The organism is Pelagerythrobacter marensis, from assembly GCF_036700095.1.
GTDB lineage: Bacteria > Pseudomonadota > Alphaproteobacteria > Sphingomonadales > Sphingomonadaceae > Pelagerythrobacter > Pelagerythrobacter marensis_A.
Map to the genome: position 1 here is coordinate 865,346 of NZ_CP144918.1, position 22,111 is coordinate 887,456.

At 64.8% G+C, this 22,111-nt stretch carries 15 protein-coding genes; 6 read left to right on the plus strand and 9 right to left on the minus strand.

The annotated features are described in order from the left end of the window. Position 1: 1 nt before the first annotated feature. The 4 genes from V5F89_RS04075 to V5F89_RS04090 all read left to right on the plus strand — a co-directional run bounded on the left by V5F89_RS04075 (position 2) and on the right by V5F89_RS04090 (position 6,115). Entirely contained in the window at positions 2-2,143 is a 2,142-nt protein-coding gene (locus V5F89_RS04075) for a hypothetical protein (protein ID WP_338446977.1), read from the plus strand. A gap of 2 nt (positions 2,144-2,145) precedes the next feature. Then, complete coding sequence (locus V5F89_RS04080; protein ID WP_338446978.1) at positions 2,146-2,730, plus strand: hypothetical protein; 585 nt, start codon at positions 2,146-2,148, stop codon at positions 2,728-2,730. A 185-nt stretch (positions 2,731-2,915) separates the two neighbouring features. Beyond that, positions 2,916-4,682, plus strand: coding sequence for an SIR2 family protein (locus tag V5F89_RS04085; RefSeq protein WP_338446979.1), 1,767 nt, complete (start codon positions 2,916-2,918; stop codon positions 4,680-4,682). Next, the gene (locus V5F89_RS04090; protein ID WP_338446980.1) at positions 4,679-6,115 is read left to right on the plus strand and encodes a nuclease PIN; all 1,437 of its coding nucleotides are present in this window, start codon (positions 4,679-4,681) and stop codon (positions 6,113-6,115) included. Before V5F89_RS04085 ends, V5F89_RS04090 begins: the two co-directional genes overlap by 4 nt. A gap of 69 nt (positions 6,116-6,184) precedes the next feature. Here the strand turns inward: V5F89_RS04090 and V5F89_RS04095 are convergent, their stop codons facing one another. Then, positions 6,185-7,507, minus strand: coding sequence for a tyrosine-type recombinase/integrase (locus tag V5F89_RS04095; protein WP_338446981.1), 1,323 nt, complete (start codon positions 7,505-7,507; stop codon positions 6,185-6,187). 398 nt (positions 7,508-7,905) lie between these two features. Between V5F89_RS04095 and V5F89_RS04100 the strand changes: the two genes are divergently transcribed. After that, the gene (locus V5F89_RS04100; protein ID WP_338446982.1) at positions 7,906-8,454 is read left to right on the plus strand and encodes a TetR/AcrR family transcriptional regulator; all 549 of its coding nucleotides are present in this window, start codon (positions 7,906-7,908) and stop codon (positions 8,452-8,454) included. After that, the gene (locus V5F89_RS04105; protein ID WP_338446983.1) at positions 8,444-8,809 is read left to right on the plus strand and encodes a nuclear transport factor 2 family protein; all 366 of its coding nucleotides are present in this window, start codon (positions 8,444-8,446) and stop codon (positions 8,807-8,809) included. Before V5F89_RS04100 ends, V5F89_RS04105 begins: the two co-directional genes overlap by 11 nt. A 230-nt stretch (positions 8,810-9,039) precedes the next feature. Here V5F89_RS04105 and V5F89_RS04110 read toward each other — a convergent pair whose 3' ends face one another. The 8 genes from V5F89_RS04110 to V5F89_RS04145 form a co-directional block, all read right to left on the minus strand. Next, positions 9,040-9,348, minus strand: coding sequence for a DUF2149 domain-containing protein (locus tag V5F89_RS04110; RefSeq protein WP_338446984.1), 309 nt, complete (start codon positions 9,346-9,348; stop codon positions 9,040-9,042). Further along, the gene (locus tag V5F89_RS04115) at positions 9,345-9,821 is read right to left on the minus strand and encodes a MotA/TolQ/ExbB proton channel family protein (RefSeq protein WP_338446985.1); all 477 of its coding nucleotides are present in this window, start codon (positions 9,819-9,821) and stop codon (positions 9,345-9,347) included. Before V5F89_RS04115 ends, V5F89_RS04110 begins: the two co-directional genes overlap by 4 nt. Continuing rightward, positions 9,808-13,701 carry a cobaltochelatase subunit CobN gene (cobN, locus tag V5F89_RS04120; protein ID WP_338446986.1) on the minus strand — a complete coding sequence of 1,298 codons (3,894 nt, stop codon included), beginning with the start codon at positions 13,699-13,701 and terminating at the stop codon, positions 9,808-9,810. The genes V5F89_RS04115 and cobN overlap by 14 nt, the downstream gene beginning before the upstream one ends. A gap of 3 nt (positions 13,702-13,704) precedes the next feature. Beyond that, positions 13,705-15,669, minus strand: coding sequence for a TonB-dependent receptor domain-containing protein (locus V5F89_RS04125; RefSeq protein ID WP_338446987.1), 1,965 nt, complete (start codon positions 15,667-15,669; stop codon positions 13,705-13,707). Positions 15,670-15,883: 214 nt separating this feature from the next. Then, the gene (locus V5F89_RS04130) at positions 15,884-16,222 is read right to left on the minus strand and encodes a copper-binding protein (RefSeq protein ID WP_338446988.1); all 339 of its coding nucleotides are present in this window, start codon (positions 16,220-16,222) and stop codon (positions 15,884-15,886) included. Then, a complete protein-coding gene (locus V5F89_RS04135) occupies positions 16,210-19,368 on the minus strand; it encodes an efflux RND transporter permease subunit (RefSeq protein ID WP_338446989.1) in 3,159 nt (1,052 codons plus the stop codon). Before V5F89_RS04135 ends, V5F89_RS04130 begins: the two co-directional genes overlap by 13 nt. After that, complete coding sequence (locus V5F89_RS04140; protein ID WP_338446990.1) at positions 19,365-20,855, minus strand: efflux RND transporter periplasmic adaptor subunit; 1,491 nt, start codon at positions 20,853-20,855, stop codon at positions 19,365-19,367. Before V5F89_RS04140 ends, V5F89_RS04135 begins: the two co-directional genes overlap by 4 nt. After that, a complete protein-coding gene (locus tag V5F89_RS04145; protein ID WP_338446991.1) occupies positions 20,852-22,087 on the minus strand; it encodes a TolC family protein in 1,236 nt (411 codons plus the stop codon). The genes V5F89_RS04140 and V5F89_RS04145 overlap by 4 nt, the downstream gene beginning before the upstream one ends. Between the last annotated feature and the right edge of the window lie 24 nt (positions 22,088-22,111).

Sequence of the window (22,111 nt, forward strand, 5' to 3'; positions counted from 1 at the left end):
TATGCAGAGATCGCGCACGCAAATCGCCACTTCATACGCCCCAGGCGCCCTGTTCACGTACGAGGGCGGGCTTGGCTGCTGTATCGCCGTACCTGTTGCCACACCTTATACGCCGTCCTCCCCGGCCGTGGCCAAGCAGCTTTTTGAACATCTCGCCGAGTATGTGGAGTCATGGTTTGAACGGGCCATACGCGCCCGTGCGGACCCGGAAGTTCTTCCAGAGCAGTGCGTCGATCCAGTCTTTCTGAACAACAAGAAGGAGCCGCTTGTTGATCCGGGACGGTTCTCACTCAACCAGCCCAGCCGGATCGGGTTCGCACCCGATCCGCTCGTGTTCGTGTGTTCAAATACCGACTGCGGTAAACTCGTAGAATTCGAGAATGTCGAGGATCTGACGCGGCGCTGGCCGCAGACCGAAAAGCGCACAGATTGCCGGGGATCGTCCTCGGGCCGCCATGAATGGCGTCAGATCGATGTAGTATTTGCTCACTGGTCCGGCAACTACGCCGGTCTCAGTCCCTATCGCTGGGTGATGGCGCCTGACGGAAGCGTCAATCAGGCCAAGAAGTGCCAGAACTGCGGGCAGGACGAGTACCAGCTCGTCACGAGGTCGTCGCCGTTTTTCAGCGACTGGAAGTTCCAATGCTGTAATTGCCTCGCGCTCAAAGACGTTGTGCAGGCCGACCGGGAGACGCTGGAGCTGCTCAAGCCGCGGATGGACGGCGGGCACGGGAATCTTCCGAAGGAATGGAACATGCTGCCGGTGTCATACCGCGCATCGTCGGTTTTTTATGTGCAGACGGACAGCTTCATTCTGTTCCGGGACGCTGAAGTCACGTCATTGCTCAGTACGGCCCGCCGCAGCGACCTGATCTCTCGTCTCATGAAGCTGTATACCTTTCCCGGCACGCCGCTCACCCATAAGGAAGTTATCCGTCAGCTGCAGGACAACGGTCAGGATGCGAAGGCGACAGAGTACAAGCAACTCATGGACATCGCGGCGGCTCTTGTCGGCGACCAGAAGGCGGTGATCGAAAACCAACTCGCCGACAAGCGTACCAGCTACGAAGCGGCCGGGCTGATTGCCAAACAGCACGATGAGTCGCCGGTGCTCAGAACGCAGGCTGAAAGAAGTCAGGACTGGGCGCGTCGGTACAACCCGATCCGGCTGGCGATCGAGCATGCTTCATTGTGCGATGAGGTGGTAGAGCGTCAGGGAAGCGATCCGAGCCTTCCCGCCGTTTCCGTCCGCAACCCCGAGGTATGCGACATTGACCCGACGGATACGGCGGCGCGCGGGGCCTACGCCGCGCGCGTGGATCAGGAACTGAGGCGTCTGGGGCTTGATGAGCTGGTGATGCTGCGCGGTCTTGATATCTGCGAGTTCAGTTTCGGGTACACTCGCGTCGGCTCCACGCCCTCCATAACGGTGAAAGACCGGGAAATGCCGGTGCGGCTGCGGGCGTTCGATTATGCGGAGAAGAACAGGCGCCCTGTCTATATTCTCGAGCAAAAAAATGAAGGCTTTTACATCCGGCTCAATGAAGCGCGGGTCATTGACTGGCTCGCGAGTAACGGTCTGGGCGGGGACCTCCCGCCGCGCGACGGGATGCATCTGGGAGGATTGCTGATTGAACAATACGCCGATTTCGGGCGGTTTCTTGAGGACTACAAGGAGCGGACGGCAGACGCCCGCACGCCGCGCTCATTGCCGAGCTATGTTTATCTTCTGCTGCATACCATGGCGCATCACTTCGCACATGCTGTCGTCGAATATTCCGGGCTGGAGCACGGCTCGATCGGGGAATACGTCTTTCCGGCCGATCTGGCTTTTCTCGTCTATCGCCGCGGCATGACGCCCGATCTGGGGAACCTGTCAGCCATGTGGCGCAATCACGGCCTGACCGTCCTTGAGCAGCTCCTTTCGGACCGCGCGCTCAAGTGCGATGGCGGCAGTCTGTGCGATCAGCGGGGCGGCGCTTGTCCGGCCTGTATCATGGCACCGGAAGTCACGTGCATTGCGGGGAACAATCTCCTTTGCCGCGCGGCGCTCAATGGCGGCGCGCCCCCTGGATGGGATGCGGACAGAACGCCCCTGACCGGATATTTCCGGCTCGCAGGTGCGGGGGCGGAGGCCGCGTAGACATGAACATGTCGGAAAGCACGCAGCAGGATTCCCGCTATCCGCTCGAGGCCTTGCCGCGCCGGATATTTCTGGATTCCTGCACGGCACAAACGCTCAGAGACTACGACTATTACATTTATGAAGGCGAACCTGTCCCGCCGTCCGACCGCCTTCACACTATTCCGGAAGGCATGGAGAATCTCGACGCCCTGCGCCGGATTTTCCTGCTGAATGAACGCGCGCTCTTTGAGTGGATCGTGTCGGGGGCCAGCATGCAGGAAGCTCACGACAAGCGCGATCCTGGCCATATGCAATGGTTGTGGGACGTTGCAGACCACTCCGGCGTCTGCCTCGACGATGATGCGGCGACCACCGAGAGCGAGACGCTAGCCGCACGCCTGAGCGAATCCCGGTTCGGGTATCTCAGCAAGAAGGACCGCTTGCTGCTTCAGCATGCCATCGCGCTGCGCTGTCAGGGCTTCCTCACAATGGAGCGCCGGTTGCCGCGAAATGCCGCTCACATTCGTGAGCAGCTTGGATTGCTAGTACTGACCCCGCGCATGCATTGGGAAATGCTGCACCCTTGGGCAGCATTATGGTTGTAGGTGTGAATCAGGCAGTCACTTGGCTGCTGGGTCATTCATCCACCGGGAGCGAAGGAATTGTCACGCCGATCTACAGATAGGCCTCTTTCGAGTTACCGGGTGTCATCAGCGACCTTCTTTGGCTCCAAATTGATGTTAATGAAAGTATATATGTCCCTCAAATTTAGTTTCTTGGCCAAGAAGACATGAACCAAGCGGAATTTGCACGAATATTCTGTGAACGACCGGAGGGTTACGCGTGGTTCTTGGGAGCCGGTGCATCGCACAATGCCAATCTTCCGACAGCAGAAGATATCATCTCGGATCTCAAGCGGCGATACTACTGCAGCGAAGAAAACCAGACCCTCTCGACGAAGGACCTGCAAAATGATGCTGTGCGGGCGAAGGTAGAGGCCTATATGCAATCGCGCGGATTCCCGGAGCGCTGGTCGGCGTCGGAATACACAACCTATTTCGAGACGATTTTTGGTGACGACCGCGAGCGGCAGCGACGCTACATATCGAGCATCTTGGCGGAAGACCGCGCCAGATTGGCTGTTGGCAACCGCGTTTTTGGCGCACTGCTAGCCAGCGGTATGTGCCGTATGGTTTTCACAACGAATTTCGATCCGGTTGTCGAAAAGGCCGTCGCGGAGATTTCCGAAAAGCCATTGTCAGCCTACCACATCGAAGGTGCCCGGAATGCTGTGTCGGCGCTCAACAACGAACAGTTTCCTATCTACTGCAAGCTGCACGGCGACTTTCAGTATGACAGCATAAAGAACCTGTCCTCTGATTTGGCAGCGCAAAATGAAGAGCTCTCGAAATGCATGGCAATGGCTGGCTCAAGGTTTGGCTTTGTCGTTGCAGGGTATTCGGGGCGCGATGAGAGTATCATGGCCTTGTTCCGGGCCATACTGGCAGCCCCCAATCCATTTCCGCACGGCCTTTACTGGATGAAGATGAGGGGGGCGATGCCACTTGAGGGCGTCGCCGCGCTCATGAGGGACGCCAAGGCTGCCGGAGTTCGTGCTGAGTTCGTCGACATCGATACCTACGACACCCTGATGCTCCGGCTGTGGCGTAATCTTCCCGACAAGCCGGATGAGCTTGATGCGAAGGTGCGCAAAGGTCGTGTCGGAAAAGTTCAAATCACGATACCAGGTCCGGAGGGCGGCAAGCCCGTTCTGCGCTTCAATGGGCTGCCAATGACACAGGTCCCGACGACTTGCGCCAAGGTGAAACTGAAGTCCGCCACGAACTGGGACGCCATTGCCGAACTCAAACGAAAGCCGGAGACGAGCGCGGTTCTTACTATTGACGGCGACGTTATGGCTTGGGGCGGACCCAAAGATATTGAAGGCAGCTTCGGAACGGATTTTCTCGACCAAAGCGAGATGACATTCGATTCGGATTGGCGGACTGGATCACGACTCCACATCAAGAACTTTCTCGAAGAGGGCTTGGGGCGGGCGCTGTGCCGGGAACGGCCGCTGCTCCAACGTCGCCAGAGGTCTGGGGTTTCCTTGATCGTTGATCATAAGGCGCAAGATGTGGGCATTTTGGAGGATCTGTATCGTGAGGCTGGCAAGGTCACCGGGCAAGTGCCAGGGCTTTCCCTTCCAGCGACCGAAGAGCATGACGCGGTCCATCAAGTGCACTTCGCTGAGGCGGTCCACCTTTCGCTTAGTTATGCCGACGAGCGGCTCTGGTTGCTCTTGAAGCCCGATGTCTGGATATGGCCGACTATTGCGCGTCAGCATGCAACGCAGTTTCTAGATAGACGCAAAGCGGGTCGGAGGAACGACAAGCATGACCGTCTGCTTTCTGCTTGGATTGGCGTATTGTCGGACCATGCGGGGAAGGATGTTGAAGTGACGGTCTCGCCCTTTGAAGGCGATATCGGTTTTGCAAATCCGGTCTTCGGCTTCTCGACTCAGACAGGCTTTGCCATGAAGAGGGGCAGAAAATGACCGATGCGCTTCCCGCATATGCGGTCGCTCCCGAACCTGAGCTGATCTTTCACGGCGGGAGGACCGATCGGCATCCCCTGCGCGGGCTGATCGATCACGGCCCCTTCAGTCTACGGTTCGGCGCACCATCAGTGGTCCGATTCGCCGTGATTGCCCCGCAGGCCGATATGGCTCGGATTGATGGGTTGGTTCGGGAATTGAACTCATCAGCGAAACCGAAAGAAGCACCGGCCTACTATCCGGAATATCCGGGCTTTGAAGCACTGATGCGCACGCCAATCACTGATATCGAAGACGCTATGCGTTTCGCGTTACCGGACGAACTGAACCGGCTTGCGGCTGCGAGGAACAGGCTGGGGTTAGCGCAGGCTTTGCTCAATGAGGTGATCAAGCTGCGGGCAGAGCGCCACCGTTTTGATGTCGCGTTGGTCTACCTCCCACGCTCCTGGAGCGATTGCTTTGAGGGGGAGCGTTTCAACCTGCATCACTTCATCAAGGCCTATTGCGCCCCCACTGGCATTCCGATCCAGATTTTGAATCAGGAAAGTTTCGATCGGTCGTGTAGAGCCAATGTGATGTGGGGGCTGTCCGTGGCGCTGTTTGCAAAGGCCCGCGGCGAGCCCTGGAAACTCACTGGGCTTGACCCACAAGAAGCCTTCATCGGCATCAGTTACGCTACGCGCCGGAAAACCGACGGCAGCGGACAAGAATATACGACGTGTTGCAGCCAGGTGTTTGATCCGGATGGAACAGGATTTCAGTTTGTCGCTTATGACGCCAAGGAGTTCACGGAGGACCGCCGCCACAATCCGTATTTGTCGTATTATGAAATGCAATCCGTGCTCGCGAAGAGCTTACACGTCTATCAATCTGGCCATGTCGGCAGGACGCCCAAGAAGATAACGATCCATAAGAACACTGAGTTCAAGGAGGAGGAGATTGAAGCAGCGCTTGACAGCTTCAACGAAGGCACTGAGGTCGAACTCGTGCAGGTCGTTCAATCCACCGATTGGACCGGCCTGCGATACACTTCTGGAAAGCAAGCGCAGTACGGCAATCCGGCTGAACCACCGAAGCCATATAACTATCCTGTCGAGAGAGGGGCGTATGTTCCGATCTCTCCATCGGAAGCGTTGGCTTGGTCGCAGGGAAGCGTTACCGGTGTTCAGCTCAAAAACCCCAACTATAACATCTACAAAGAGGGCGCACTCAAACCTACGCCATCGCCGCTCTTGTTGCGTCGTTTTTCAGGCCAGGGTGGCTGGCATGAGACCGTTAACGGCATTCTTGCGCTGACCAAAATGGATTGGAACAACAACACGTTGTATAAGAAGCTGCCAGTGACGATGGTTTATTCGGGCCGCTTTGCGGAGATCATTCAGCAAAATCCCGAGCTGGTGGACCAAGTCTTTGATTTCCGTTGCTTCATGTAGGGATCAAAGGATCGTTAAATTGTGAATTGAGTCTATTCTACGTGAAGACAGTAGGACACCCTTTTGTTCCTACACCGCTGGCCTAGATTCCGTGAGCATTTGATCGATTGCGCTCTTCCTGGATTGTCGATCCAGCGTGTAAGTGTTCCGTCTGAATTCGACGCCTTCAAGCAAGGCCTTTACGTAGCCCGACACGGTGTCCGCAGCCATGATCAACGTTGAGTCGAGGGTGTGGACGTATTTGCTCGTGACCGATCCCTTCGCGTGGCCGATCAGAGCGGCGATCGTGATCTCTGTGAAACCCAAGTCGTTCGCGATACTTGCGAAACTGTGCCGTAGCACGTGAGGCGTCACATCCCAGAGCGGGGTATCCTTGAACAGCTTCTTCCAACTCTGCGGGAAGTTGCCGACCGCATTGTCGAAGCCTTGGCCGGGAAAGACATAAGTTCCGGTTCTGTGCGGTCGTTCCTTCTCCAAATATTCCACGACTGGAAGGCCTACCGGGCGAACCGAGGAGCCTTCCTTGCTATCGACCAGCCGCAAGCAGCTACCCTCAAGGTCGATCTCACTCCATTTGAGGTTGACGATTTCTCCGCGCCGACACCCGGTCAGCGTAATCAGCCTCAGGATCTCGGCATGTATTCTGAAGCGATCGCTTTGCTGAGCCTGACGAAGGATGTCTCCCAAAATACGGTACTCAGCCTCGCTGAGCCGACGGTCGCGAACCTGGTATTTCGGTTTGCGGAGACCGTGCGTCGGATTGTGTTCGATCACCCCGGCCTCGACCGCGTAGGAGAAGATGCCGCCGAGCAGACCCATTGTCCGTATTGCAGTGCCACGGCCACCGCGAACGATCGCCTTGCCGCGCAGCTTTTCGGTCTTCATGGTCGCGCGTGTCTTGCCGGCGATGATGTCCTTCATCAGGTTGTTCATGTCGGGCTTGGTGATGTCCCGCACGCGTCGCGTCCCGAGAAGAGGGATGATGTGCCTGCGGATACGCCCGACATCGGTGGCGATGGTGGTCTCCTTCTTCGGTCGGCCGCCTTTGCCCAGGATGAGGCCGGCTTCCATGTCGGCGATGTACTGCTCACACAGCTGCTTGATTGTCAGCGCCTTGCGGTCTTCTTCGCGTTCTTCAGCCGGATCGCCGCCATGGGCGACCTGTCCGAGCAGGGCCTTGGCTTCGCGGCGCGCAGTCTCGGGCGTCCACACGCCATGAAGGCCGATCGTGTAGCGACGCGAGCGGCCACGGGATCGGTACTGGACGATGTAGCTGCGCTTGCCGGAGGGATAGACGCGAAGACCGAAGCCTGGCAATTCGTCGTCCCAGACGACGTGACCTTTGCTCTGCGGCTCGACGGCCTCCACGAACCGTTTGGTCAGTTTGGTCATGCTCCCGTCCCTCGGAAGCCCCAATTTCGAGTAAGCACCACGCAAGCACGCGGGCGGAAATCAAGGCGTAATCTCGGATAGAGACTTCGGAGAGCGGATTCTGAAAATCAATATATTTCAGCTGGTTATCGTGCTCTGGCGTGCCCTATCGTGCAATTCGGATAGGCCCTTAGACCAGCTCCGAAGGCAGAGGTCACAGGTTCGAATCCTGTCGGGTGCGCCAGCTTTTGAAATTCAAGGCTTTACGCAGACACCGGTTGTCGCTTCGTGCGCGTGCGGAAACGTCACGGCATTGGTCGGAAATGGGATTGGCGCAAATCGGCGGTCTACCTTGGCTGACCTTGCGAAATTTTAAAACGCATATTATATAATAGATATTGCAAAACGGGAGGTCCCGTATGGCGCGGCCGCGAACGTTTGACGAAGAGACAGTCCTGTCCGGTGCGATGCATGTGTTTCGCCGCCAGGGATATACAGCCAGCTCGGTCCGCGACCTGGAGGAGGCAACGGGGCTCACCTCCGGCAGTCTCTACAACACCTATGGCGACAAGCGCGGGCTCTTCCGAGCTGCGAGCGATCATTACAATCGCAAGGTCTTGATGCGCCGCCTTCAGGATCACGCACCGAAGGGCTCCGGTATCGAGGGCCTGCGCCGCCTGTTCCTGTCGCTTCTGCACGAGCCGAACGGAGGCTCGTCAGGCTGCCTGATCACGAACAGCGCCGTCGAGTTCGGCGACACGGAAATACCGCCCTTCGTATCACACGGGTTCGACCTCCTTCGCGAGGCTTTCGCCGACCGGCTTGGCGGCGACGGACCCGACGCGGTGGGGTTGCTGGCGCTCTACCAGGGCGTCCTCGTCCTGGTTCGTGCGGGTTACGAGACCCGCGACCTGGAAAAGATGATCACCAACCATTTCAGCATATTGGAGGCGTGTCATGGACGCTGAAACACTTTGGCAGCGCTACGCGAAGATCTGGTCGTCAGAACCGGCTGTTCGCGAGAGCGAATTACAGGAGTGCCTGGCCGACGAGGCAACTTATTGCGACCCGAACGGGCCACTGAGCGGCCGAGCGGCGCTTTCCGACTATATGGGCGGCTTCCAGCAAAGCGTTCCGGGCGGCCGTTTCCAGATCAGCCAGGTGATCGCCCACAACGGTCGGTCTCTGGCCCGATGGGCGCTCCTGGGTGCGGACGACGCGGTCCTGCAACGCGGCGCCAGTTTCGCTCTGCACGATGAACAGGGCCGACTGCAAAGCATCAGCGGGTTCTTTCCGCTGACAGCCCCGGACGCCGCCCAATGACGGGGCGGACAACATGGAATTCGGCCTCGTCATGACGGGGTTTTCCATTTGCGCTGACGATGCCGACCGCCGCGGCTTCCTTTCGCACGGCAGCGCTCCGCCTGGGCGGTCGACGCCCTGCAGGTGCGGCGTTCGCCACCGAACTGGAGAAGCAATGGCCTCGCCTCCTGCCAAGGACGGCAGAGAAAGAGGGGGCGTCTTCCATCGAGGCCATACCGCCTCGTCGCCGGTTATTCGGGAACGTAGACGAGGTTCCCGTCGGGCAGGCGGTAAGTCGTTCCGGCCTTCACCCCGCCGCCCTCGCCGAGCCGGTCGGTCGAGGTATAGCGCTCCAGCTTCTCGCCATCCTTTATCGTGACGGTCATGTCCTCCGCACCGGGGTTCTCCACCACCACGACGTTGTCCGACTGGAAGGGATTGAGCGGGTTGCGGACGATCAGCACCATCAGCACCGCGGTGATCACGAGGAACAGGTCGACGAGGTTGACCACGGAAAGAATCGGATCGTCGGCCTCATCATCTTCGAGAAAGCGCATCATGCGGCCTCCCGCGCGGTTTCGAGCATGCGCAGTTCTTCCAGCAGCCAGCGGCGGCGGATCGTGTAGACGAAGAACGAGATCGAGGCGGCGATCAGCGCCAGGATAACGGAGGAGAAGGCGACGACCAGGTTCCTGCCGACCTCCGCCGCGTCGTCGGTGCCCAGCGCCAGCAAAGCAGGCCCCATCGGGATCATCGTTGCCACGAGCCCCAGCATGGGCGCGCTGCGCGAGACGATGCGCAGCCACTCCAGCCGGCGCAGGACGACAAGTTCCAGATCTTCGCCCGTGTGACCCGTGCGGCGGTTATGTTCCGTGAGCGGCCGGCGGGCGCGTCCCGCCGCCCTCGCGGCGGCCTCGGCAGCGAAGCGCCCGAGGCTGATCAGCGCGTAGGCGAGCGATGCCAGGATCAGCACGATCACGGGCACGAGGAACAGGCGGGAGGCATCGTAAAGGGTGGCTTCAAGCACGAGCATCGGCGGTTTCCCAGGTTCTGGAGGAGCGGCGGCTGCCCGCTTCGAGCAGCACGCCGGCAAGGAACAGCAGCATCAGCAGGATCGCGGCGGGAAGCTGCCCGCGAAGCGACGGCGGCCGCGGCGGATCGGGCAATACCTGCCGTTCGAGGATACGGCCCATAACGGGGGGCACCGGCGGCGCGGCCGATGCAGCGGCGGCGGCCGCGCTCGACGCTGCAGGCGGCGCGCCCGTTGCAGCCGCGAGGCCGAAACCCCGGCGCCGGGCAGCGTCGTTCGCAAGATCGCCCGCGGCGGCGACCAGGCCCTGCAGTTCGCGCCGCCGCTCGGCCAGCGATCGGCGGGTGGCCTCGTCCGCCTGCCAGTATCCGCGCGCGATCGCCTCCTGCATCCGCTCGATCATCTGCAGCTGCGCATCGGGATGCACCCGCTCGAAAAACCGGTCGAGGCCGAGCCGGCGCGCATCGCGCACATAGGTATCGTGCATCGCCTGCCATTGATCGGCGCGCACGCTGCCGGGATCGGCGACCTGCCAGCCCCAGAGATTGTCGACGATGCCGAGCATCGTGTTGGCCCCGGCATAGCCTTCCTTCTGCATTTCCCCGATCCAGTGCGGATTGAGATAGCGCACGCGCAGTTCGTCGGAGAGGAAGGACGCGGCCGTGGCCAAGCGTGCCTCTCCGCCGCGCATATCGGTGACGTAGAGCGCGGGCGAGTGGCCGGTCAGGTGCCGCACGGCGAGCGACAGCCCGCCCAGGTGTTCGAACGGGTGATCGGTCGACAGGAGGCCGTGCAGATTGGAGGAGCGGCTCATCACTGCCGCGTCCACATGGCGGAGCTGCTCGGCGAAGAGATTGGTGCCTTCGAGCTTCAGGCCCCAGTCGCGCGCGCCATAGGCATATTGCATCCGCGCGAGGAAAGGATCGGCGAGATCGCCTTCCCCCTCCCAGCTTGCGGCCCCGCCGCTGCCGCCCGCGGCGATAGCGTCGGGCAGCCCCGTACCGTAGTCGCCGGGGGCATTGGTGAAGATGCGCAGGCGGGACAGTTCGCGCGCGCGCGCCGGCGCGATGCCGCGCGCGATCAGGGTTTGCTCGAGGTCGTGCGCTCCGGCCGCGGGGCCGCTGTCCTCGTCGAGGTCCGCGAGACGGTCGATCCCGTCCGCGAGCAGGCGCAGGAAGGCGTCGAACTGGTCGCGATAGACGCTGGTCGGCTGCATCACCACGTCGATGCGCGGACGGCCGAGTTCCTCCAGCGGCACGATGTCCAGCCGCTCCACCCTGCCTCCGCGGTCCCAGACCGGACGGAGCCCGAGCGCGTGAAGGATCTGCCCCTCGCCGATCCCCAAAGTGCGGATGGTCTCGCCGGAGAAGACCGAGAAGGCGATCTTGCCCGGTATCTCCCCATGCCGCGCCTTGTGCGCTTCGATCATCCGCTCGAGCGCCCTGCCGCCTTCTTCATAGGCAGCGGGTGCCGGCACTTTCTCCGCCTCGAAGGCGTAGAGATTGCGCCCGCTGCGGATCTCGGGGTTGCGGATCGGGTCCCCGCCTGCGCCGGCACGAACGAAACCCCCGGCCAGCCCGGTGAGGAGAGCTTCGGTTTCGCCGGGATCGGCCAGGTTGCGGTCGTAGGCGGCGGCCAGCGCGATCTGCTCGCGCAGCGCCGGGTCGGCGATCGCGGCGATATCCTCGCCCTCGCGCAGATAGCGCGCGAGCGTGCGATAGGGCGCGCTTGCCGCGATGTCGTCGAAGTGCTCCGCGAACGCTTCCTGCGGATCGAGGCCGAGCGCGGCGAGATAGTCCGGCCCCAATTGCTGCATCACCGTCGTCAGCCGCCGATCGGGCGTGGCCGGCGCGCCGAAGACGTGGAGGCCGAGCGGGATCGAGGTTCGCGCCAGCTGGTGCAGATGATCGTGCAGCGCGGTGTAGTAGCCGGGAAAATCGCGCGCGGCCGCCTCGTCGCTCCAGCCCATGTCGGCATCGAGCCGCGCGCTGCGCGCCTGGGCGCGAATCGCTTCGGCCACGCGATCGCGCACCGGCCCCGCCTCGAGCTGGGCATATTGATGGATCAGCGCATGGATATCGCGCAGTTCGTCGTAGAGGCCCGACGGGGCAAAAGCCGGCGTCTGATGGCTGACCGTCACCGCCCGCCCGCGCCGCCGCGCCTGGAGCGCCTCGGCGACGTTGTCCTGGATATAGGGATAGAACACCGGCACGTCGCCCACCAGCAGGAAGGGGTAATCGCCGGCCCATAGCCCGCGATCCTTGCCGGGCGTCCATTCCTGCGTGCCATGCGTGCCCATGTGGACGATCGCATCCGCCCGTTGCCCCTCGCGCACCCAGAGATAGGTCGCGAGATAGCGGTGATCGGGCGGCGTGGCCTTGTCGTGATAGGCGCTGCCGGGGTCGCGACCGCGCGGCGGCTGCGGCAGGATGGCCAGCTTGCCCAGCATAAGACGGGGAATGACGAAATCCCCGCCAACGACCGCCGGGCTCTCTTCCGGCGGCCCCAGAGCGGCCACAAGCTCCTCGCGGCGCGAGGCGGGCAAAGCGTCGAGCCACGCCTTGTAGGTGGCGAGCGGCAGGCGCGCGGCAAGATCGCGGTCCAGCAGACTGCCAAGCGTTTCGGGGCGATAGAGCCCGCCGAGCATGGCCTGGGCCGCGGCGATCAGCGGCGCGCTTTCCTGCGGCGCGACGTCGTAGCCGGCCGCCGCCAGATCGCGCGTAAGCTTCTCCAGGCTCAGCGGCAGATTGAGGTTGGATGCGGCAAGGTTCTTCTCGCCTTGCGGATAGTTCCAGAAGAACAGCGCCAGTCGCTTGGAGCCGGCAGGCGTCGTGCGCAGCGCCACGAGCCGTGCGAGCTTGGCTGTCAGAAGCTCGACCTGCTCGGCAATGGGGACGGGCGCGCCGTCCTCGACCGCGCCGAGGACGACGGGATCGGCAACGCCCCATGCTTCGGGGACTGTCAGCATGACCGCGGCGGAAGACCCGCCGATGCCGGATAGGCTTTCGCGCCATTGCGCCGCCGTGCCCGACCTTTCGTTCAGGCCCTGGAGCACGGGAAGGTTCAGCGCCTCGAACTCGGCCTTTCGCGCATCGCCGTCCTGCATATGCGTCAGGTTGACCAGCGCCTGCGCCGCGAGCGGGCGGATCATGCGCGCGATGCCCTGCGGATCGCGCTCGTCGTACCAGAAGAAGACCGGCATCAGCCCGCGCGCTGCGGCGCTGTCTGCCAGCGCCTCGATCACCGCGGTCTGCATGTCGCGGATCGCGCCGCCGGAAATGGCGAAGGCGACCACCGGGCGCGCTTGCCATCCCCTCTGCTCCATCCAGCGCCCGACCTCCCCGGCTTCCCGGAAAAGCCGCGGCGCCTGCGGGTGGTAGTAACCGGTATCGGGCATGGGCCGGGGCGGCGGCAGGCCGTCCAGACTCTCCCCGGCCAGCGCGAGCGGCACCGCGGCGACGAAAGTTTCGAGATTGGCCGCGCCGCCGCCGGCATAATAGGCGATCAGGCGCCGCGCGGCCGCGGGAGGCAGGTTGCCGAAGCCCGGCGGCCCGCCGCCGACGCTCAGCCACGGGATCGGGAGCGCCGCGAGCGGCCCCACGGCCTGCTTCGCCGCCGCCATGTCGCCGGGGCGCGGTCCGTCGAGTACGAGAAAGTCGGCGCCGGCGGCGGGATCTCCGGCATCCCGGTCGCTCTCACCGACATGGACCCATTCGAGGCGATAGCCGGCATCGCGCGCCCAGGCCTGCATCGGCCGGAACTTCGCGGGGAGCACGAAGGGCGTGGTCACGATACGCACGACCGGCCGGGCCTCTTGCTCCTGCGCCGCGAGCGACGGCGGGAGCAGCAGCAAGGCGCAAAGAAGCAGGAGCAGCCGCGGCATCGGTCAGAGCGACACACCCAGGCCGACGAAGAAGACCCGGCCGGGCTCGGCCACGCGGTAGAGCGCGGATTCGTCCGCCAGCCGCGTCTCGAAAATGTTGTCGACGCCTGCCTTGAGCGTGAGCTTGTCGTCGAGATCGTGGCTTATATCGAACGACCACACGTCGTATCCGTCCAGGCGCAGCGGCTCGGCGTTGGCATAGACCGTCTGCCTGCCGATATAGCGGCCGCGCAGGTTGAACAGCGTCGCATCGGTCGCCTGCCACGCCAGCTGCAGCTTGGCGCTGTGGTTCGGGCGCTCGGCCAGTTCCCGGTCGGCGGACAGGTCGCGCGGGTCGAGATAGCTGTAGCTGGCGGACAGGGTCAGCGCTTCGACAGGCGCGATCTCGCCGCCGACTTCGATGCCGCGGATGCGGGCCTTGTCGACGTTGAGATAAGTGCGCCGTTCCTGTCCGCGAATGCCGCAGCTTTCGACGCATTCGGTCTGCACCAGATTGGAAAGATCGTTCTGGAACAGCGTGGCGCCGAAATGCCAGTTCGCGCCGTAGTAGGCCGCTCCGATTTCGTAGCTCGTGCTCGTTTCCGGCTCGAGGTCGGGATTGCCCGTGATGATGAAGCGCCCGCCGGCGGCAACGGTGATGTAGCCCGGCGAAAGCTGTTTGAGCGTTGCCGCCTTGAACGCTTCGCCCATGCCGCCGCGGATGACGAGGCCGTCCGCCGGCTCGACCACGAGATAGGCGCGCGGGCTGGTTTTCCAGCCGTAGGCGGGATGATGGTCGAAGCGGCTGCCCAGGGTGAGCGTGGCACGCGGGGCGAATTCCCACTCGTCCTGTATGAAGACGGCATCGTGGTCGACGCTATCCTCGCCCTCGGCATTGACGGTGGCGTCGCGCAGCTTTTCGTGGCGATGCTCGGCACCGATCGTCAGCCGATTGCCGGCGAAAGGCATTACCGCGAGCCTGCCGTCCACGACGACGTCGGTCGCCTTGGTGGGTGCGGTCGGCCGCTGATCCCGGTCGCGCGCGTTCACCCGCTCGAGCACCGAACGATAGGCGCCCAGCTGAAGCTCGCCCCAGGTCCAGGTGCCGGTATATGTGCCCGAGGCGCGCGCCCGGGCGATGTGATCCCGATACTCGTAATGGACGGGGTTCGGACCCGAGGTGACGGTATCGCGGGCCCGGTCGTCGTCGCTCGCCATATAGCCGAGTTCGATGCGCTGGCCCACGGCCGGTTTCCACCAGCCGATGACGCTGCCGCTCCATGCCTCGCGAGCTTCCAGCTCGCTCTGGAGCGGGTCCTCCTCGCTTTGCGTGCGGTCGCGGCGGCGATATTCGCCCCAGGCGACCAGGCCGATCCGCTCGTCGATCGGCCCGCCCACAAGGGCGGCGACCTGGCTGGAATTGCCACCCGAACCGTCGCGGAAGCCTTGCAGGGCGAGCGCACTGGCTTCCAACCCTTCCTCGGGACGGCGGGTGATGACATTGACGACACCGGCCAGCGCCTCCGATCCGTACAGGGCCGAAAGCGGGCCGCGCACCACTTCCACCCGGTCGATCGCAATGCTCGGCACCCAGCCGAGATTGAAATCGACATGCGCCATGTTGGCGCTGGCATCGTTGATCCGCTTGCCGTCCACCAGCGTCAGCACATGCTCTTCGGACATGCCGCGGATGGATATGCCCCGGCGCGTCATGCCGACCGAGTTGATCAGCAGGCCGGGTTCGTTCTCCAATGCCTCGGCGAGATCCTGGACCGGCCGGCGGCGCGTCTCGCTGCCCTGTACGACAGAGATGCTCGCCGGTGCCGTGCGGATTTGCTGCGAAGTCTGCGAAGCCGTCACCACGATCGCGGATCCATCGAGATCCCGCTGGCGCTCCGCGCGTTGCTGCGCGCTGCCGTCCTGTTCCTCTGCGTGCGCGACATGCGCCAGGGCGAGCGCCGTGAACGCCAGATATCTCAGTTTTCTCATGAATCCCTTCGATCCGTTGGGACCGTCCGGCGGTTTCCCGGACGTGCGACCCTTGCCCGTTCTGCGCGATGCCGTGCCGATCCCGCGACACGATTCGCAGCACGTTATATCGTCTCATTCATGCGTTGCAATATGGGCCGGGGGTTTCCTCCGTTCGCATCGAAGCCGGTGCGGCCCGCCCCGCGTGGGCAGGACGGGCCGCATTCGGGGCCGGTTACTTCCTGTCGATCGACGTGATCCGGTTGCCGCTGTCGCTCATGCCGAAATCGAACGCGATTTCGTCGCCAACCGTCACCTGCCGGCGCAATTCCTCGTCCGCGTCGAAAGCCATCGTCATCGCCGGCCAGTCCACCGCCGGGACGGGGCCGTGATCGATCGTGATCGTGCCTGCCGCGTCGTCGACGGCGGTGACGGTGCCTTCCGCGCGCGCCATGCGCATCCCGCTGTCGGAGGCCATCGGCGGGCTTTCGGCGTCGCTGCCGTCCGCACCGCTGTCGCAGGCGGACAGGGCCAGCGGGACGGCCAGCATCGTCGTGAGAGCTACTGCACGCATTCTTCGTCTCCTTCGGGTTGGGTCGGCCTCGCGGGCCGGGGGCGCCGCATCAGCAGATAGGCGGCGGGAAGCAGGAACATCGACAGCAGCGGGGCAGTGATCATGCCGCCCACCATCGGCGCGGCGATGCGGCTCATCACTTCGGAGCCGGCTCCCGTGCCGATGAGGATCGGGAACAGCCCCGCGAGGATCACCGCCACGGTCATCGCCTTGGGCCGCACGCGCAGCAGCGCGCCTTCGCGGATCGCCGCGTCCACCTCTTCGGCAAGGGGCCCGGCCCCGCGCCGCTCCAGCGCGGCCTTGAGGTAGATCAGCATGACCACGCCGAACTCGGCGGATACGCCGGCGAGCGCGATGAAGCCCACGGCAGTCGCCACCGACTGGTTGTAGCCGAGCAGGTAGAGCAGCCAGAACCCGCCGACGAGCGCGAAGGGAAGCGTGCCCATGATCAGCAACGCTTCGTCCAGCCGGCGGAAGATCAGATAGAGCAGCAGGAAGATGATCGCGAGCGTCGCCGGCACGACGATCTGCAGCCGCTCATAGGCGCGCGTCAGATACTCGAACTGCCCGGCATAGGAGAGGCTGACGCCCGGCGGGAGGTCCACTTCGGCTGCCACCCCTTCCTGCAGGTCCGCCACGACAGAGGCGAGGTCGCGCCCGCGCACGTCGACATAGACGTAGCTCGTCGGGCGCCCCTGGTCGCTCTTGAGCATCGGCGGCCCGTCGGTCACCCGCACCTCGGCCACGGTGCCGAGCGTAATCTGCTGCCCCGACGGCGTCAGCACCGGCAGGTTGCGCAGCTCGTCCACGCTGTCGCGGATTTCGCGCGGGTAGCGGACATTGATCGGGTAACGCGCCAGCCCTTCGACCGTGCGGGCGACATTGGCACCGCCGATCGCGCCGGAGACGATCGCCTGCACGTCGGCGATGTTGAGGCCGTAGCGGGCCGCAGCCGTCCGATCGATATCGACATCGATGTATCGCCCGCCCGAAAGCCGTTCCGCCAGGGCCGAGCTGACGCCCGGCACACGGGCGGCGACTTGTTCGACCTCGAGCGCCACACGCTCGAGCTGTGCCAGGTCCTCGCCCGAGACCTTCACCCCGATCGGGCTCTTGATCCCGGTCGCCAGCATGTCGATCCGGTTGCGGATCGGCGGGACCCAGACATTGGCGAGGCCGGGCACCTGCACCGCCCGGTCCAGTTCCTCGACCAGTTTGTCGGGCGTCATCCCCTCGCGCCACTCGTCGCGCGGCTTGAACTGGATGGTCGTCTCGAACATCGTCAGCGGGGCGGGATCGGTGGCCGTGTCGGCCCGCCCGGCCTTGCCGAAAACGGTCTCCACCTCGGGCACAGTCTTGATCAGCCGGTCGGTGCGCTGGAGCAGCTCCGAAGCCTCCCCCGGCGACAGGCCGGGCAAGGCGCTCGGCATGTAGAGCAGGTCGCCTTCGTCGAGCGGGGGCAGGAACTCGCCGCCCAGCCGGTTGAACGGGATCAGCGCGGTCAGGAACACCAGCCCGGCGATCGCGAGCGTCGCCTTCGGCCGGCGCATGACCCAGTCGAGACCGGGGCGATAGGCGCGTGTCAGCGCGCGGTTGAGCGGATTGCTGTCCTCGCGCGGGATCTTCCCCCGGATCAGCCAGCCCATCAGCACCGGCACGAGCGTGACCGAAAGGATCGCCGCCGCCGCCATCGCATAAGTCTTGGTGAACGCGAGCGGCGCGAACAGCCGGCCTTCCTGGGCCTGCAGCGTGAACACCGGGAGGAACGACAGCGTGACGATCAGCAGGCTGAAGAACAGCGCCGGGCCGACCTCCTTCGCGGCATCGGCGACGATCCGCCACCGCTCCTGCACCGAAAGAACCGCGTCGGGGTTCTCGTCCGTCCAGCGCTCGATGTGCTTGTGCGCGTTTTCGACCATCACCACCGCGGCATCGACCATCGCGCCGATCGCGATGGCAATGCCGCCGAGCGACATGATGTTGGCGTTCACCCCCTGGAAGCGCATCACGATGAAGGCGGCGAGCACGCCCAGCGGCAGCGTGACGACCGCCACCAGGGCCGAGCGCACGTGCCACAGGAACAGCGCGCACACGAGGGCGACGACGATGAACTCCTCGATCAGCTTTTCCGTCAGGTTCTCGACCGAGGCGTCGATCAGCTCGGACCGGTCGTAAGTCGTGACGACCTCGACCCCTTCGGGCAGGCTCGCCTTGAGCTGCTCCAGCTTCTCCTCGACCGCCGCGATCGCCGCCCGCGCATCGGCGTCCTGCCGCAGGATGACGATGCCGCCGGCGACCTCGCCCTCTCCGTTCAGCTCGGCGATCCCGCGCCGCAGCTCCGGGCCGACCTGGATATGCGCCACGTCGCCGAGGGTGACCGGCACGCCGCCGGCCGCGGCCCTGAGCGGGATCCGCCGGAAGTCGTCCAGGTCGCCGAGATAGCCCGATGCGCGGACCATATATTCGGCTTCGCCCATCTCGACGATCGAACCGCCGGTTTCCCGGTTCGCGCTCTGGACCGCATCGACGATCTCGCCGTGGGTCACGCCGAGCGAGGCCATCCGGTACGGATCGAGCACGACCTGGTACTGCTTGACCATCCCCCCCACGCTGGCGACTTCGGATACGCCGGGGACGGTCTTCAATTCGTAGCGCAGGAACCAGTCCTGCAGGCTCCGGAGCCCCGCCAGATCGTGCCCGCCGCTGCGGTCGACCAGCGCGTACTGGTAGATCCAGCCCACGCCGGTGGCGTCGGGGCCGAGCGCCACGGTCACCCCCTCCGGCATGTCGTCCTGCGTCTGGCTCAGGTATTCGAGCACTCGCGAGCGCGCCCAGTAGAGGTCGGTGCCGTCTTCGAAGATGACGTAGACGAAGCTGTCGCCGAACATCGAGAAGCCGCGCACCGTCTGCACGCCGGGCACCGAAAGCATCGTCGTCGCCAGCGGATAGGCGACCTGGTCCTCGACGATCCGCGGCGCCTGCCCCGGATAGCTCGAGCGGATCACCACCTGCACGTCGGACAGGTCCGGCAGGGCGTCGACCGGCGTGGTCCGCACGGCCCAGAAGCCGCCCAGCGCCAGCGCGATCGCCGCCAGGGCGACGAACACCCGGTTGGCGATCGAGGCGTCGATGATGCGCGCGATCACTGGCCGCTTCTCCCGATGGAGACGATCCGCGGCCCCGTACCCTCCTGCACGAACGTGAAGGCGACTTCGTCGCCCGGCTTCAGGCCTCGCATTTGCGCCGGCCCCTCGATGGCGAAAGCCATCGTCATCGCCGGCCAGTCCAGCGCGGGGATCGGCCCATGCCGCAGAGTCACGTTGTGTTCGCCGATCCGGGTCACCGTTCCCCTGGCGGTGTGGCGGACGGGCTGCTCTTCGGCGCGCTCCGCCCTCTCCCCGCCGATCGGGCGCACGTCGATCCCGGAAAGGCTCGCTTCGGAATCGAGCAGGAACTGCCCGGAGGTGACAACGTCCTCGCCCGGAGCCAGGCCCTCCAGCACTTCGGTCCGCCCATTGGCTTCGCGCCCGATCCGCACTTCCGCCGGGCGATAGCCGCCTTTGCCCTGCGCGATCATCACCAGCGTGCGCGCGCCGGTGCGGATGACCGCCTCGGACGGCACCAGCAGCGCCTCGCGCCGCTCGGGGGCGAGCGAGACTTGCGCGAACATGCCGGGTTTCAGCCGCCGGCCCGGATTGGCCAGGCGGGCGCGCACGGTAATCGTGCGGCTTTCTTCGCTGGCACTGGGCAGGATGTCGATGATCCGGCCCGCGAAGCGCTCGCCCGGGAAGGCGGTCAGCGTCGCGCCGACCGGCTGGCCGACCCGCACGGTTCCCGCCAGCCGCTCGGGCACCGCAGCCTCGAGCCAGATCGGCGCGAAGTCGGCGATCTCGGCGAGCGTCTGCCCGGCCGCAACCGTCATGCCCGGCCTGACGGACAGCTGCGTTATGGCGCCCGAAATCGGCGCGGTGACGGTAATGGTCGAGTGCGGCGTCCGCGTGCGGGTCACTCGCGCGATCAGGGATTCGGGCATGCCCAGCAGCATCAGGCGGCTGCGCGCGGCCTGCGCCAGCGCCTCGTCCCCGGTGCCGAGCACCGCCAGATACTCGCGCTGCGCGCCGCCCCACTCGGGCACCAGCAGGTCGACGATCGGCGCGCCCTGCGCAACGACGTCCTGCGGCGCGCGGCCATAAGTGCGCTGCACATAGCCGCCCGCCCGCGGCTGGACAATGGCCACGGCGCTGCCGTTGTAGGCCAGCGTCCCGGTGACCGTGACGTCCGGCTCGAGCACGCCGATCTCCGCCTTCGCCGTCCGAATGCCGAAGCTCTGCACCAGCGCCGGGTCTATGGCGACCCCGCCGGCGCCCGCCGCTTCTCCGGCGCACTTGGGCACGAGCTGCATATCCATGAACGGCGATTTGCCCGGTTCGTCGAAATGCTGGTCGGGCACCATCGGGTCGTACCAGTAGAGCACGTCCTCGCACGCCGTCGCCGCGGCATCGCCGGCGCCCGTGCCGCCGTTCCCGCCGAGCTGCCCGAGCCCATAGCCGGCCGCGATGCTTACGATGGCAATCGCGGCTGCCGCCGCCCACGACCTCTGCCGCGGCGTCGATCTTTCCCACACCCCGATCATGGCCTGTGCTCCGTATAAGTCAGCCGCAGGGTGGCAGCCGCCTCGACGGTCGCCGCCTCGCGTTCGAGGATATCGAGCCTGAGGATCGCCAGCGCCGTCATCGCCTCGACCACGTCGAGCAGCTCCGCGCGCCCGGCGGCAAAGCTCGCCCGTTCCAGATCGGCGCGCTCGCGGGCGAGCGGCAGCAGCTCTTCCTCCGCCCGCTGCCACTGCCGATAGGCGCTGCGCCAGGCGGCGAGGTCGGCCTCGAACTGCGCCTCCAACTCGCGCAGCCGGTCGTCGCGCTGGGCGCGCGCGGCGGCCTCTTCCGCCTGGGCCGCCCTGATCCGCGGGTCCTGCCTGCGGCCGGAAAAGAGCGGCAGCGTCACCGAGCCCATGACCGAGAACACGTCGCCGTACTGTCCGTCGCGCAGGCCATAGCCGACGCCGATGGCGAAATCGGGCCGCTTGTCCGCGCGCGCGCGGTCGGTCGCGGCCTGCGCCCGGCCGACCGCCGCACCGGCGAGCAGGAATTCCGGGTTGTGCTCCAGCGTCGCGCGAAGCCGCGCGGCGTCGATCTCGGCCGGGGGAGCGGCGCCCTCGGCCACCGGCGCCTCGACCGCGACGTAGCGCTGCAGCCGCGCCTGCGCCGCCTCGCGCTCGGCCTCGATCCGCGTGCGCGCGTCCTCGATCTCCAGCAGCGCGCGCCGGATCTCGAGGCTTTTCGCCGGGCGCGCCGAACCCGAAGCGACCGCGCTGCGGGCGACCGGCACCAGCTCGCGCAACTGGCCAAGCGTCTGGTCGGCGAGCGCAAGGCGCCGCTGGGCGAAGGCCAGCGCGATCCACGCCCGCCCGGCGCCGAGCCGCGCCATGTGTTCGGCATGGGCAAGCTCCGCGCGGGCGAGGCTCACGTCGGCCTCGGCAATGCCCGTTTGCGCGTGACGCTTGGCGAGGTTGGGTATCTCCTGCTCCACGCCCAGCTGGAGCATGGTCATCATCTGCCCGGTCGGGTCGAGCGCTTCCGGCCCGGTCACCGGCAGGTTCATCAGGCCGGCCGTGAGCCGCGGGTCCGGCAGTTCGTCCGCCGCCTCGGCGGTTTGCCGCCGGGCCTCGATCTGCGCCTCGCGCGCCTGCAGCGCGGGCTGTTCCAGCGCGGCCAGCCGCAAGGTTTCTTGATAGCCGACCGGCTGCGCCTGGACAGCCGGGGCCGAAAGCAGGGCCGCCGCAGGGGCCCAATAGATTCGCCAATCCATAGGAATGCTCACTCAGCAGGTGGA

Excerpts from the sequence above, each read along its gene's own strand:
- V5F89_RS04075 (WP_338446977.1), top strand. The coding sequence starts at position 2 with ATGCAGAGATCGCGCACGCAAATCGCCACTTCATACGCCCCAGGCGCC.
- V5F89_RS04080 (WP_338446978.1), top strand. The coding sequence starts at position 2,146 with ATGAACATGTCGGAAAGCACGCAGCAGGATTCCCGCTATCCGCTCGAG.
- V5F89_RS04085 (WP_338446979.1), top strand. The coding sequence starts at position 2,916 with ATGAACCAAGCGGAATTTGCACGAATATTCTGTGAACGACCGGAGGGT.
- V5F89_RS04090 (WP_338446980.1), top strand. The coding sequence starts at position 4,679 with ATGACCGATGCGCTTCCCGCATATGCGGTCGCTCCCGAACCTGAGCTG.
- V5F89_RS04095 (WP_338446981.1), bottom strand. The coding sequence starts at position 7,507 with ATGACCAAACTGACCAAACGGTTCGTGGAGGCCGTCGAGCCGCAGAGC.
- V5F89_RS04100 (WP_338446982.1), top strand. The coding sequence starts at position 7,906 with ATGGCGCGGCCGCGAACGTTTGACGAAGAGACAGTCCTGTCCGGTGCG.
- V5F89_RS04105 (WP_338446983.1), top strand. The coding sequence starts at position 8,444 with ATGGACGCTGAAACACTTTGGCAGCGCTACGCGAAGATCTGGTCGTCA.
- V5F89_RS04110 (WP_338446984.1), bottom strand. The coding sequence starts at position 9,348 with ATGATGCGCTTTCTCGAAGATGATGAGGCCGACGATCCGATTCTTTCC.
- V5F89_RS04115 (WP_338446985.1), bottom strand. The coding sequence starts at position 9,821 with ATGCTCGTGCTTGAAGCCACCCTTTACGATGCCTCCCGCCTGTTCCTC.
- cobN (WP_338446986.1), bottom strand. The coding sequence starts at position 13,701 with ATGCCGCGGCTGCTCCTGCTTCTTTGCGCCTTGCTGCTGCTCCCGCCG.
- V5F89_RS04125 (WP_338446987.1), bottom strand. The coding sequence starts at position 15,669 with ATGAGAAAACTGAGATATCTGGCGTTCACGGCGCTCGCCCTGGCGCAT.
- V5F89_RS04130 (WP_338446988.1), bottom strand. The coding sequence starts at position 16,222 with ATGCGTGCAGTAGCTCTCACGACGATGCTGGCCGTCCCGCTGGCCCTG.
- V5F89_RS04140 (WP_338446990.1), bottom strand. The coding sequence starts at position 20,855 with ATGATCGGGGTGTGGGAAAGATCGACGCCGCGGCAGAGGTCGTGGGCG.
- V5F89_RS04145 (WP_338446991.1), bottom strand. The coding sequence starts at position 22,087 with ATGGATTGGCGAATCTATTGGGCCCCTGCGGCGGCCCTGCTTTCGGCC.